Raw genomic sequence first — 13,069 nt, 5'->3', positions numbered from 1 at the left:
CGTCGTCCGCGCCGGTCGGGGGACCGGCGCGCGGAACGCATGCGGGCACGGCGTGCTCGCACGGATCGCACGATAGCGGGCGCGCCCGAAGGCTACTCGGGCTCGACGATCACGATCCGGCCACCGGTCGGATCGTGATCGACCGGAGCCGCCGTGCGGGCCTCGAAGCCACCGTGCGCGGCGGCTCCGGTGATGCACGGTGGCTCTCGCACAGCCGCCGTCCGCCGTCACCCGCTGCGCCGGACGCCCCGCACCCGCGGGCGGGTGGTGAACCGCCGGGTCGCCGGCCCCGGGGACGTCACCAGCTGTCCCAGCCGCTGCTCGACCGCCGCACAGCGGGAACCGAGGTCGTCGTCGGCGACGCGCACCACCCGGACGTCGAGGGCTCGCAGTGCGTCCTCGCGGCGCTTCTCCTCCCACAGAACCCGCTCGGGCGTGCGGCCGCGCCAGGGGTCGGTGTTCTTGATCCGACCGTCGAATTCCACGGCGACGGCGGAGTCCTCGAACCAGGCGTCGACGACGGCGACCATCCGGCCGTCCGCCCAGATCTCCACCTGCAGCTGAGGAGCGGGCAGCCCCGCGCCGAGGATGCGGAGCCGACCCCGGGTCTCCAGCACCGACTCGGCCCGCCCGTCGGCCAGTGCCACGGCTCGCGCCGCGCTCCGGGCGCCGGGCCAGGTGGTGGCCGCCTCCGCCGCCTGTACCAGCTCCTCGACGGACACCAGCTCCCCGAGGAGGGCCGCGTCCATCGCGATCACGGCGTCCTCGAGCGGCCACTCGCGGGCGCAGTCGACCAGCGTCCGGGCCACGGAGGTGAGCCGGAGCGGCCCGCGGGTGACGACCTCGCCGGGCCGCAGCGGAGCCCGCGACATCAGGAAGTCGTCCCCGCGACGCCACCGGTCCGGGTCGGTGAGGCGGATGGTCGGCCCGAGAGCACGGGGAACGGGGATGTCGCGGATCCTCGCCGCAGTGCCGTGGCTCAGCGCGGCCCGCGGCCGCCCGAGGTGCAGCAGGACGGCGAGGCACTCCAGCCGGTGCCGGGCGGCCGGGTCCGCGGCCCGCGCCAGGTCGTCGGCGGCGATGTAGATCCCCCGGCGCAACCGCGTCCAGCGGCCGGAGGTGCAGAGGCGGCGGATCTCCGCGTGGTCGTAGCCGGCGCGGCGGGCGTCGATCGCGGTGAAGACGCCGAGCCTGCGGTCGGCGGCGGCGCGCAGGAGCGGGTGCACCGCGGAAGTCTCGACCGGATCGGCTCCCCGGGGCCGGGTCGGCGTCGTCGCCTGTGGACGACGGCGCACCCGGAGCCGCCGTGCGGCAGCCAGAGCCGGCGTGTGCCGCGGCTGCACTGCTGCGCGGTGGCTCCGAGCCCAGCGGGGCGACGACGTCGTGCACCCGGGAACACGACCGCGCATCCTGCCGTTAGGGTGGGCAGGAAAGTTGAGCGGACTCGGCGCAAGATGGTGTCGGCTCGGCTGCACCTCCAGACCTGCACCAACCTCGCACACGGAAGAGAGGTCATCCCCATGGCTCGAGCGGTCGGTATCGACCTCGGCACCACCAACTCCGTCGTCACCGTCCTCGAGGGCGGCGAGCCGACGGTCATCGCCAACTCCGAGGGCTCGCGCACCACCCCGTCGGTGGTCGCCTTCGCCAAGAACGGCGAGGTCCTCGTCGGCCAGTCGGCCAAGAACCAGGCCGTCACCAACGTCGACCGGACCATCCGCAGCGTCAAGCGCGAGATGGGCACCGACTGGAAGTCGCCGGAGATCGACGGCAAGCGCTACACCCCGCAGGAGATCAGCGCCCGCGTCCTGCAGAAGCTCAAGCGGGACGCCGAGACCTATCTCGGCGAGCCGGTGACCGACGCCGTCATCACCGTGCCCGCGTACTTCGAGGACTCCCAGCGCCAGGCCACCAAGGAGGCCGGGGAGATCGCCGGCCTGAACGTGCTGCGCATCGTCAACGAGCCGACCGCGGCCGCGCTGGCCTACGGCCTGGACAAGGGCGAGACCGAGCAGACGATCCTCGTCTTCGACCTCGGTGGCGGCACCTTCGACGTCTCGCTGCTCGAGATCGGCGACGGCGTCATCGAGGTGAAGGCCACCGCCGGTGACAACCACCTCGGTGGTGACGACTGGGACCAGAAGATCGTCGACCACCTGGTCAAGACCTTCAACGCCTCGAACGGCATCGACCTGTCCAAGGACAAGCTGGCCATGCAGCGGCTCCGCGAGGCCGCCGAGAAGGCCAAGATCGAGCTGTCCGGCGCGCAGTCGACCAACGTCAACCTGCCCTACATCACCGCCGGCGCCGAGGGCCCGCTGCACCTCGACGTGACCATCACCCGCGCCGAGTTCCAGCGGATGACCCAGGACCTCCTCGACCGTGCCCGCGCGCCGTTCAACCAGGCGGTCCGGGACGCCGGCATCTCGATCGACAAGATCGACCACGTCGTCCTCGTCGGTGGCTCCACCCGCATGCCGGCCGTGACCGACCTGGTCAAGGAGATGACCGGCGGCAAGGAGCCCAACAAGGGCGTCAACCCCGACGAGGTCGTCGCCGTCGGCGCCGCCCTGCAGGCCGGTGTCCTGCGCGGTGAGGTCAAGGACGTCCTGCTGCTCGACGTGACCCCGCTGTCGCTGGGCATCGAGACCAAGGGCGGGATCATGACCAAGCTCATCGAGCGCAACACCACGATCCCGACCAAGCGCTCCGAGATCTTCACGACGGCGGACGACAACCAGCCGTCGGTGCAGATCCAGGTCTTCCAGGGCGAGCGCGAGATGGCCGCCTACAACAAGAAGCTCGGCATGTTCGAGCTGACCGGTCTGCCCCCGGCGCCGCGCGGCGTCCCGCAGATCGAGGTGGCCTTCGACATCGACGCCAACGGCATCGTGCACGTGTCGGCCAAGGACCTCGGCACGGGCAAGGAGCAGTCGATGACCATCACCGGCGGCTCGGCCCTCCCGAAGGACGACATCGAGCGGATGATGAAGGACGCCGAGGCGCACGCTGAGGAGGACAAGAAGCGCCGCGAGGAGGCCGAGACCCGGAACCTGGCGGAGTCGCTGCAGTACCAGACCGAGAAGTTCCTGGCCGAGAACGGCGACAAGATCCCGGCCGACAAGAAGGACGAGCTCGGCGAGGCCCTGACCGAGCTGCGCAGCGCGCTGGGCGGCTCCGACGTCGCGGCGATCAAGTCCGCGCAGGAGAAGGTCGCCCGCGTGTCCCAGGAGGTCGGCGGTGCGCTGTACGCCCAGCAGGCCGAGGCGGCGGGCGCCGAAGGCGCCCCGGCCGGCGAGGCGGGCGACGGGTCGGGCGCCACGTCCGCTGACGACGACGTCGTCGACGCCGAGATCGTGGACGAGGACACCGATCGCCGATGAATCCGGGGGAGGAGCAGCCGCGGGTCGTGATCCGCGACAAGCGGCGCATCGACCCGAGCACCGGTGAGGTGCGGGCGCCGGTCGGCGAGCAGCCGGCCGGCGCCCCGCCGCACCCGACCGTCGCAGGGGAGCAGATGAGCGAGCAGCAGATGCCCGTGGAGGAGCAGCCGGAGGTCCCGGTGGCGCCGGCCGCCGGAGGGGGAGACCTCGCCCAGCAGCTGGCCGAGCGGACCGAGGACCTGCAGCGGGTCACGGCCGAGTACGCCAACTACCGGCGTCGGGTCGACCGCGACCGGGCACTGATGGTCGACCAGGCGGCGGAGCGGTTCGCCGCCCAGCTGTTCCCGATCGTCGACGACATCGAGCGCGCGCGGGACCACGACGAGCTGACCGGCGGGTTCAAGCTGGTGGCCGACCGCATCCTGGGCCTGCTCGACGGCCTGGGGGTGGAGGCGTTCGGCAAGGCCGGTGACGAGTTCGACCCGGAGGTGCACGAGGCCGTCATGCACGACACCTCGGCCGAGGTGGCGGTGCCGACGGCGACGACGGTCCTGCGGCAGGGTTTCCGCCGCGGCGACCGCGTGCTGCGGACGGCGATGGTCGCCGTCACCGATCCGGAGCACCCGGCCCCGGCGGCCCCTGCCGCCGACGAACCGAGCGCTCCGGCGTCCGACTGATCCGGAGGGAGGCGCCCGATGAGCACCCGGGACTTCATCGAGAAGGACTACTACGCCGCGTTGGGCGTCTCCCAGGACGCCGACGCGAACGCGATCAAGAAGGCCTACCGCAAGCTGGCCCAGGAGCTGCACCCGGACAAGAACCCGGGCAACACCCAGGCCGAGGCGCGCTTCAAGGACGTCTCCGAGGCCTACGACGTGCTGTCGGACCCGAAGCGGCGGAGCGAGTACGACGAGGCTCGCCGGCTGTTCGGGGCCGGGGGCGCCGGCGCCCGCGCCGGCTTCCCGGGCGGCGGCGGCTTCCCCGGTGGTGGGCAGACCTTCGACTTCGGCGACCTCTTCGGCGGGGCGGCCGGGACCGGTACCGCCGGTCCCGGTCCCCGCGGCGCCGGCGGGCTCGGCGACATCCTCGGCGGGCTCTTCGGCGGCGGTGCCGGCCCGCGGGCCCGGAGTCAGGCGGCGTCCGGCCCGGCGCGGGGTCAGGACGTCGAGACCGAGGCGACGCTCTCCTTCGAGGAGGCGGTCCTCGGGGTGACCGTGCCGCTGCGCATGCAGAGCCCGGGCAGCTGTCCCACCTGCAAGGGCAGCGGCGCGAAGCCGGGCACCAGCCCGCACACCTGCCCGGTCTGCCAGGGCGCCGGCGTCACCAGCCGCAGCCAGGGGGCGTTCGCGTTCTCCGAGCCGTGCCGCAACTGCCGCGGCACCGGTTCGGTCATCGATGACCCCTGCCCGACCTGCTCGGGCAGCGGCATCACCAGCCAGACCAGGACCATCACCGTCCGGATCCCGCCCGGCGTCAAGGACGGCCAGCGCATCCGGCTGGCCGGCAAGGGCGCGCCCGGGCGCCGCGGCGGCCCGGCGGGTGACCTGTTCGTCGTCGTCCACGTCGCCGAGCACCCGCTGTTCGGCCGCAAGGACGACGACCTGACGCTCACCGTGCCGATCTCGTTCGCCGAGGCGGCACTCGGCACGACCGTCACGGTGCCCACGCTGGACGGCACCGTGTCGCTCAAGGTGCCGCCCGGTACGGCGAGCGGCCGGACGCTCCGCGTGCGCGGGCGCGGCGTGCCGGGCAAGGGACGCAAGGGCGACCTGCTGGTCACCCTCGAGGTCGCCGTCCCGGTGCGGCTCACGCCGGCCCAGCGCAAGGTCATCGAGAACCTGGCCGAGGAGATGGACGAGGACCCACGCCCGCAGATCACCGCGGCGATCCGACCCGGAGGTGAGACATGACCGGCGCCGTCGATCCCGGAGCCGCCCGCCAGGTGGCCGAGGACGCCCCCGTCTTCGTGATCTCCGTGGCGGCCGAGCTCGCCGGGATGCACGCGCAGACCCTGCGGCAGTACGACCGGCTCGGGCTGGTGAGCCCGGGCCGGACCCCCGGCGGCGGGCGCCGCTACAGCCCGCGCGACGTCGCGCTGCTCCGCGAGGTGCAGCGGCTCTCGCAGGAGGACGGCGTCAACCTCGCCGGCATCAAGCGGATCATCGAGCTCGAGTCGCAGGTGGAGGCGCTGCAGGCGCGGGTGCACGAACTGCTCGACGAGCTCGAGCGCAGCGAGCACCGCCGGATGGCCGCCGAGGCCGCGGTCCCACCCGCGTACCGCACGGACCTGGCGCCGCTGCGGCGGCCGAGCGCGGCGCTGGTCGTGTGGCGTCCGCGAGGTGGTCGGTGAGCGAGGTCGACGCGCACGAGGCCTTCGTGGCCCTCGAGCGCGAGATCGGTCTCCTCCTGCGTCGCTCGCGTGCGCTCTCCGCGCGGCTGGCCGGTCAGCTGCACCCGGACCTCGACGGCGCGGCGTACGGCCTGCTCGCCCTGCTGCAGGACGCCGGGCCGCTGCGGGCCAGCGACCTGGTCGCCCGCCTGGGCCTGGACAAGAGCACGGTGAGCCGCCAGGTGGCGAACCTGGTCGGGCTCGGTCTGGTCGACCGCACCGCCGACCCGGAGGACGGGCGCGCGCAGGTGCTGACCCCGTCGGCCGAGGGCGCGGCTCGGCTGGCGCTGATCCGCGACGCCCGCCGGGAGCGCTGGGAGAGCGACCTCGGGCACTGGCCGGCCCAGGACGTCGCGACCCTGGCCGATCTGCTGCACCGGCTGAACCGCATCGGCGAGGCCCGCGCGCAGGAGGACCGGGAGGACGACGCCGAGGGCTGACGGAGTCGGGCGGCGTGATGCGGCAAAACGTTGCAGACCGCAACCAAACGAGTATGGTTGCTCTCTGCACGCATCTCGACGTCAGGAATCCGCCCATGCCCATCAGCCCCGACACCCGGGACCGGCTGACGGCCAGCATCGCCCACCTCGTCCGCACCGGCCGGCAGGTCAGCATGCGCGCGGCCGCGCAGCTCCACGGGGAGCTGCCCTCCTACGGCTGGGCGCTCCTACTGCCGCTCGAGCAGGACGGCGAGCAGCGGTGCAGCGCGCTCGCGTCCCGCGCCGGGATCGACGTCTCCGTGGCCAGCCGTCAGCTCGCCGCGCTCGAGCGGTCCGGGTACGTGGACCGCCGGCCCGACCCCCGCGACGGCCGGGCCAGCCTCTTCTTCCTCACCCCGCGCGGGGAGCAGGCGCTGGCCGGGGCGCGCGCGGTGCGCGCCGACTGGGCGCTGGGCGCGCTGTCCGGCTGGGACGAGGACGACGCCCGCCGGCTCATCGACCTGATCGACCGGCTGGCCGACGACGTCGGCGCGTCCGTGTTGCCCACCGCGCCTGCGCAGGCCGCCCGGTGACGCGGTTCCGCGCAGCCGAGACCGCCCCCTCGCCTTCCAGGAGATCAGTGACCCGCACCGTCGACCGGCCCGGTCCCCAGGGCACCGCCGTCCAGGCCCCCGTCGAGCAGCAGGGACGGATGACGCAGCGGCAGATCCTGTCGGCGCTGTCCGGGATGATGCTCGCGATGTTCGTGGCGTTCCTGTCCTCGACCGTCGTCTCGAACGCCCTACCCACGATCATCACCGAGCTCCGCGGATCGCAGGGGCACTACACGTGGGTCGTCACGGCCACCCTGCTGTCCTCGACCGCCTCGACCCCCATCTGGGGCAAGCTCTCCGACTTGTTCAGCAAGAAGCTGCTCCTCCAGCTCTCGATCATCGTGTTCATCGTCGGGTCGATGCTGGCGGGGCTGGCGCAGTCGGTCGAGACGCTGATCGCCTGGCGCGTGCTGCAGGGCCTGGGGCTCGGCGGGCTGCAGGCGCTCGTGCAGATCGCGATGGCCGCGATGATCAGTCCGCGGGAGCGCGGTCGCTACTCCGGCCTGTTCGGCAGCGTGTTCGCGACCGCGACGGTCGGCGGGCCGCTGATCGGTGGCCTGTTGGTGGACACCAGCTGGCTCGGCTGGCGCTGGTGCTTCTACGTGGGCGTCCCGTTCGCCGCCATCGCCCTGATCCTGCTGCAGCGCACCCTCAACCTGCCGGTGACCAAGCGCGAGGTGCACATCGACTACCTGGGTGCGGCGTTCCTGACCGCCGGGGTCTCCGCGCTGCTCATCTGGGTCACCCTGGCCGGGGGCAGCTTCGCCTGGGCCTCCACCGAGACGGCGCTGCTCGTCGGCGGTGGCGTGCTCGCCATCGTCGCCTTCGTGGTGACCGAGACGAAGGCCAAGGAGCCGATCGTCCCGCTGCGTCTGTTCCGCGACCGCACGACGACGCTCGCGATCGCGGCGAGCGTCGCCATCGGTGTCGCGATGTTCGGGTCCACCGTCTTCCTCGGCCAGTACCTGCAGATCTCGCGCGGCTACTCGCCGACGGCGGCCGGGCTGCTCGCCGTCCCGATGGTCGGGGGCATGCTGCTCTCCTCGACCGGATCGGGCCTCCTGATCACCCGCACCGGCCGCTGGAAGCACTTCCTCACCGCCGGATCCGTCCTGACCGCGGTCGCGTTCGGGCTGCTGTCGATGGTCGACCACCGGACGAACATCGTGCTGCTCTGCTGCTTCCTGTTCCTGCTGGGCGTCGGCATCGGCATGACGATGCAGAACCTCGTGCTCGCCGTGCAGAACACGGTGGCGGCTCGCGACCTGGGGGCGGCGAGTTCGGCGGTGGCGTTCTTCCGGAGCCTCGGCGGCACCGTCGGCGTCTCGGTGCTGGGCGCGGTGCTGTCGGCCCGCGTGGGTGACCTGATCCGGGCGGACCTGCGGGCGCTGCCGGAGCCGGCCGCCCAGGCGGCCGGCTCCGGCGACGTCGGTCTCGAGAACCTGGCCGACGCGCCGCCCGTCATCCAGGAGCTCATCCGGGCGGCCTACGGCGATGCGACCGGGCGGATCTTCCTGATCTCCGCGGTGATCGCGGTCGTCGCGGTGGTGGCGATCTACTTCATCCGCGAGATCGCGCTGAGCACCCAGAGCGGTGACGAGCGGCTCCGGACCGAGACGACGTCGGTGCCGGCGGAGCGTCGCGCCGCGGGATGAGCTGCCGCGGGACGAGATCCGGTACGCAGGACGTGCGACTCAGCTCTCCAGCGCGGCGTCGAGGGTGATCTCGGTGCCGGTGAGCGCCTTGCTCACCGGGCAGCCGGCCTTGGCCTCCTGCGCCGCCTGCTCGAACGCGGCCGCGTCCATGCCGTCGACGCGACCCCGGACGGTCAGCGTGATCCCGGTGATGTGGAAGCCGCCGCGCTCCTTGTCCGGGCCGAAGCCGACGTCGGCGGTCACCTCGAGGCTCTGCGGCGTCCCTCCGGCCTTGGCGATCCCGCCGGAGAAGGCCATCGCGAAGCACGAGGCGTGCGCCGCGGCGATCAGCTCCTCGGGGCTGGTGCTGCCGTCGGCGGCGTCGGAGGTCCGCTTGGGCCAGGAGACGTCGAACGTGCCCAGCCCGGAGCTGGCGAGCTCAGTCGTGCCCGAGCCCTCCTGCAGGGTGCCCTTCCAGGACGTGCGGGCGGTGCGAGTGGCCATCGGTTGTCTCCTCCGGACGGGCGGGAGCGGCTGGTCTGCTCCCGCGGGCAGTGGCGCTGCCGCCCTACCCCGCCCGGGTGCGGGCAACCGTCCTCAGCAGACCGCCTCGCCGCCGTTCACCCGGTCGACCAGCGTCTTCAGCCGGCGCCGGAGGTCGACGATCTCGTCGGTGTCGAACCCGACGGCGCCGATCATCTGCTCGGAGACGCGGTACGCCTTCTGCTCGAGAGCCCGGCCGGCGTCGGTCAGCGCGACGGACACCGAGCGCTCGTCCTCCACCCGGCGGTGCCGGGTCACCAGGCCGGCGGCGGTGAGCCGCTTGAGCAACGGGGAGAGCGTGCCGCTGTCCAGCGACAGGCGGGAACCGAGCTGCCCGACGGTCTGGTGGTCCTCTTCCCAGAGCAGCATCATGACCAGGTACTGCGGATAGGTCAGTCCGATCGCGTCGAGCAGGGGCCGGTAGCGGGCCGTCACGGCGCGCGAGGCGGCGTAGAGCGCGAAGCACAGCTGGTCGTCGAGCGCCACGCTCGGCGCCGGCAGGGCGGACATGGCGCGAGTCTAGGCACCAGGACCCCGTCCTCTCACCCCTCGCACGCTCGCGGTGTAGCTCTGGCGAGGCCGGACGGATGCGACGGCTGGACTCAGGGAGGTTGAGCGGAACAGACTCAACTCCTCGCTCGTTGCACCACTCGATCCCGCATGGTCGATCGGTCCAGCGACCTGCGCACCCACACGAGAGGACGGACGCCGCGACGATGCAGAGCAAGCTCACCACCCGTTCGCAGGAGGCGATCGCCGCCGCGCAGCGGCTCGCGGTCGCCCGTGGCCAGGCCGCTCTCGAGCCGCTGCACCTCCTGGCCGCGCTGCTCGAGCAGGACGACGGCATCGCCGCGCCGCTGCTCAAGGCGGTCGGCGCCGATGCCGCCGACGTGCGCAGCAAGGCCGAGGCGGCGGTCCGCCGCCTACCCAGCGTCAGCGGCGCCACCGTCCCCGCTCCCTCGCCGTCCCGCGAGTTCCTGCGCGTCATGAACGACGCCGGGGAGCAGGCGAGCGCGCTCGGTGACGAGTACATCTCCACCGAGCACCTGCTCGTCGGGCTGGCCGGGTCCGACGGCGAGGCGGCCGCGGTGCTCACCGCCGCAGGGGCGACCCGGGACGCGTTGCTCGCGGCCTTCCGCACCGTCCGCGGCACCCGCAAGGTGACCACCCCCGACCCCGAGGGCACCTTCCAGGCCCTGGAGAAGTACGCCGTCGACCTCACCGAGCGCGCCCGCGAGGGCAAGATCGACCCGGTCATCGGCCGGGACACCGAGATCCGCCGCGTGGTGCAGGTGCTGTCCCGCCGCACCAAGAACAACCCGGTGCTCATCGGCGAGCCCGGCGTCGGCAAGACCGCGATCGTCGAGGGCCTCGCGCAGCGGATCGTCGCCGGCGACGTGCCCGAGAGCCTCAAGGGCAAGCGGCTCATGGCGCTCGACCTCGGCGCGATGGTGGCGGGCGCCAAGTACCGCGGCGAGTTCGAGGAGCGGCTGAAGGCCGTCCTGCAGGAGATCACCGACGCCGAAGGCGAGATCGTCACCTTCATCGACGAGCTGCACACGATCGTCGGCGCGGGCGCGACCGGCGAGTCCGCGATGGACGCCGGCAACATGATCAAGCCGATGCTCGCCCGCGGCGAGCTCCGCATGGTCGGGGCCACCACGCTAGACGAGTACCGCGAGCACATCGAGAAGGACGCCGCGCTGGAGCGGCGCTTCCAGCAGGTGCTGGTGGGCGAACCGAGCGTCGAGGACACCATCGGCATCCTCCGCGGGCTCAAGGAGCGCTACGAGGTCCACCACGGTGTCCGCATCACCGACACCGCGATCGTCGCGGCCGCCACCTTGTCGGACCGGTACGTCACGGCGCGGTTCCTGCCGGACAAGGCCATCGACCTCGTCGACGAGGCCGCCAGCCGGCTGCGCATGGAGATCGACAGCCGGCCGGTGGAGGTCGACGAGGTCGAGCGCGCCGTCCGCCGGCTGGAGATCGAGGAGATGGCGCTGGCCAAGGAGGACGACCCGTCCTCCCTCGACCGGTTGGCCACCCTGCGCGCGGACCTGGCCGACAAGCGCCAGGAGCTGGCCGAGCTCACGGCGCGCTGGCAGCAGGACAAGAGCGCCATCGGCCGCATCCAGGCGATCAAGGAGGAGCTGGAGCGGCTGCGCCAGGAGGCCGAGCGGGCCGAGCGCGACGGCGACCTCGCCCGGGTCGCCGAGCTGCGGTACGGCCGGCTGCCCCAGCTGGAGAAGTCGCTGGCCGAGGCCGAGGAGTCGGTCGAGGCAGAAGCTTCCATGCTCAAGGAGGAGGTCGGCCCCGACGACATCGCCGAGGTCGTCCAGGCCTGGACCGGGATCCCGGCCGGCCGCCTGCTCGAGGGCGAGACCCAGAAGCTGCTCCGCATGGAGGACGAGCTCACGACCCGCGTCGTCGGCCAGCCGGACGCCGTCCGCGCGGTCTCCGACGCCGTGCGCCGTGCTCGATCGGGCGTCGCGGACCCCGACCGCCCGACCGGTTCGTTCCTGTTCCTCGGGCCCACCGGCGTCGGCAAGACCGAGCTGGCCAAGGCTCTGGCGGAGTTCCTCTTCGACGACGAGCGGGCGATGGTCCGCGTCGACATGAGCGAGTACTCGGAGAAGCACTCCGTCGCCCGCCTGGTCGGTGCTCCCCCCGGCTACGTCGGGTACGAGGCCGGCGGCCAGCTCACCGAGGCGGTGCGCCGTCGTCCCTACACGGTGGTGCTGCTGGACGAGGTGGAGAAGGCCCACCCCGACGTCTTCGACACCCTGCTGCAGGTGCTCGACGACGGCCGGCTCACCGACGGCCAGGGCCGGACCGTGGACTTCCGGAACACGATCCTGATCCTCACGTCCAACCTCGGCTCCCAGCTCATCGCCGACCAGTCGATCCCGGAGGAGCAGCGGCGGACGGCGGTGATGGAGGTCGTCCGGACGCACTTCAAGCCGGAGTTCCTCAACCGGCTGGACGACGTCGTCGTCTTCCGCGCCCTGGGCACCGAGGAGCTGGCCGGGATCGTGGACATCCAGGTCGACGTCCTCGCCCGGCGCCTCGCCGCCCGCCGGCTCACGCTGCGGGTCACCGACGCCGCGCGCGAGTGGCTGGCGCTCAACGGGTTCGACCCGGTGTACGGCGCCCGTCCGCTGCGCCGGCTGGTGCAGTCGGCGATCGGCGACCAGCTGGCCAAGGCGTTGCTGGCCGGTGAGATCCGCGACGGCGACGAGGTCGTGGTCGACTGGCCGGCCGACGTCGCCGACGGCGACACCGGGCTCAGCGTCACCCGCGCCTGAGAGGGACGTCCGTCCGGCGGGGCCGGTGGTCCCGCCGGACGGTTTCGTCCATGATCGTCGTCAACCGGTACCGGGAGGCTGGCATGACGGCAGGGCAGGGCGGCCACGACGGCGAGCCCGACGGCGGCGGCCGGAGCGGTCCGCCACCGCCGCCGCAGGACTGGAACGCGCCGCCCGCGCCACCGCAGGGCTGGGGACCGCCCCCGGGCGGCTACGGCGGCCCACCCCCGCAGGGCTGGGGGGCGTCGCCGAACCCCTACGCCGCGCCCGTTCCGGCCGGGTACGGCCAGCCGCCCGCCGGTTCGCCGGAGCAGCCGCTCACGGTCCGCGCCGGCATCGGCGCGTTCGTCGTGAACTTCGTGCTCGGCCTGGTCGTGTCGCTCGTGTCCTTCGCCGATCTCGACGAGCTGGTCCGGGAGGCGGCGCGCAGCACCAGCGACCCGGACATCACCGAGGAGGTCCTGCGCACCGCGATCTTCGTGGGCGCGGTCATCGGGCTGGTCCTCGTCGTCCTGCACGCCCTGTTCATCTGGTGGGCGTGGAAGGGGCGGAACTGGGCGCGGATCGTGCTGTGGGTGCTGGGCGGCCTGAACGTGGTCGCCGGGCTGAGCACCCTCGGCGGCGACACCGCGGGCGGCACCGACTTCCTCGCCGCCCTGAGCGGCTTCCAGCTGCTGGCGCTGGTGGCCGGCATCGTGCTGCTGGCCCTCAAGCCGAGCAACGACTGGTACCGCTACATGAGCTGGGCGCGGACCACCGGCCAGCTGCGCTGACCGGTC

The 13,069-nt window shown here is 72.9% G+C and carries 12 protein-coding genes; 9 read left to right on the top strand and 3 right to left on the bottom strand.

What is annotated here, in order from left to right:
• Positions 1 to 227 precede the first annotated feature (227 nt).
• Positions 228 to 1,226, bottom strand: a complete 999-nt coding sequence (locus A6V29_RS07560) for a type IV toxin-antitoxin system AbiEi family antitoxin domain-containing protein (RefSeq protein WP_137159732.1) — start codon at positions 1,224 to 1,226, stop codon at positions 228 to 230.
• Positions 1,227 to 1,520: 294 nt separating this feature from the next.
• On the opposite strand from A6V29_RS07560, the gene dnaK reads away from it, so the two are divergent.
• The 7 genes from dnaK to A6V29_RS07525 all read left to right on the top strand — a co-directional run bounded on the left by dnaK (position 1,521) and on the right by A6V29_RS07525 (position 8,460).
• A complete protein-coding gene (dnaK, locus tag A6V29_RS07555) occupies positions 1,521 to 3,383 on the top strand; it encodes a molecular chaperone DnaK (RefSeq protein ID WP_137159731.1) in 1,863 nt (620 codons plus the stop codon).
• Positions 3,380 to 4,060 (top strand): nucleotide exchange factor GrpE, encoded by a 681-nt coding sequence (grpE, locus tag A6V29_RS07550; RefSeq protein ID WP_137159730.1) that lies wholly within the window; start codon positions 3,380 to 3,382, stop codon positions 4,058 to 4,060. The genes dnaK and grpE overlap by 4 nt, the downstream gene beginning before the upstream one ends.
• Before the next feature lie 18 nt (positions 4,061 to 4,078).
• Positions 4,079 to 5,293: a molecular chaperone DnaJ gene (gene dnaJ, locus A6V29_RS07545; RefSeq protein WP_137159729.1), complete on the top strand. Its 1,215-nt coding sequence runs from the start codon at positions 4,079 to 4,081 to the stop codon at positions 5,291 to 5,293.
• The gene (locus A6V29_RS07540) at positions 5,290 to 5,733 is read left to right on the top strand and encodes a heat shock protein transcriptional repressor HspR (RefSeq protein WP_137159728.1); all 444 of its coding nucleotides are present in this window, start codon (positions 5,290 to 5,292) and stop codon (positions 5,731 to 5,733) included. The genes dnaJ and A6V29_RS07540 overlap by 4 nt, the downstream gene beginning before the upstream one ends.
• Complete coding sequence (locus A6V29_RS07535) at positions 5,730 to 6,212, top strand: MarR family winged helix-turn-helix transcriptional regulator (RefSeq protein ID WP_137159727.1); 483 nt, start codon at positions 5,730 to 5,732, stop codon at positions 6,210 to 6,212. Before A6V29_RS07540 ends, A6V29_RS07535 begins: the two co-directional genes overlap by 4 nt.
• Before the next feature lie 95 nt (positions 6,213 to 6,307).
• A complete protein-coding gene (locus A6V29_RS07530) occupies positions 6,308 to 6,784 on the top strand; it encodes a MarR family winged helix-turn-helix transcriptional regulator (protein WP_137159726.1) in 477 nt (158 codons plus the stop codon).
• Between the two features lie 47 nt (positions 6,785 to 6,831).
• Positions 6,832 to 8,460, top strand: coding sequence for an MFS transporter (locus A6V29_RS07525; RefSeq protein WP_249933091.1), 1,629 nt, complete (start codon positions 6,832 to 6,834; stop codon positions 8,458 to 8,460).
• Between the two features lie 39 nt (positions 8,461 to 8,499).
• Here A6V29_RS07525 and A6V29_RS07520 read toward each other — a convergent pair whose 3' ends face one another.
• Together A6V29_RS07520 and A6V29_RS07515 are read right to left on the bottom strand one after the other, a co-directional pair.
• Entirely contained in the window at positions 8,500 to 8,943 is a 444-nt protein-coding gene (locus A6V29_RS07520; protein ID WP_137159725.1) for an OsmC family peroxiredoxin, read from the bottom strand.
• Positions 8,944 to 9,036: 93 nt separating this feature from the next.
• Positions 9,037 to 9,492 carry a MarR family winged helix-turn-helix transcriptional regulator gene (locus A6V29_RS07515; protein ID WP_137159724.1) on the bottom strand — a complete coding sequence of 152 codons (456 nt, stop codon included), beginning with the start codon at positions 9,490 to 9,492 and terminating at the stop codon, positions 9,037 to 9,039.
• Between the two features lie 206 nt (positions 9,493 to 9,698).
• Here A6V29_RS07515 and clpB point away from each other — a divergent pair, with 206 nt between their 5' ends.
• Positions 9,699 to 12,290 carry an ATP-dependent chaperone ClpB gene (gene clpB, locus A6V29_RS07510; protein ID WP_137159723.1) on the top strand — a complete coding sequence of 864 codons (2,592 nt, stop codon included), beginning with the start codon at positions 9,699 to 9,701 and terminating at the stop codon, positions 12,288 to 12,290.
• Between the two features lie 83 nt (positions 12,291 to 12,373).
• Entirely contained in the window at positions 12,374 to 13,063 is a 690-nt protein-coding gene (locus A6V29_RS07505; RefSeq protein WP_137159722.1) for a hypothetical protein, read from the top strand.
• Positions 13,064 to 13,069 lie beyond the last annotated feature (6 nt).

The organism is Blastococcus sp. CCUG 61487 (assembly GCF_005222955.1).
In the GTDB taxonomy this organism is placed as follows: domain Bacteria; phylum Actinomycetota; class Actinomycetes; order Mycobacteriales; family Geodermatophilaceae; genus Blastococcus.
The sequence above is the reverse complement of the archived record's forward strand: the minus strand, read 5'-3'. Positions and strand labels throughout refer to the sequence as shown.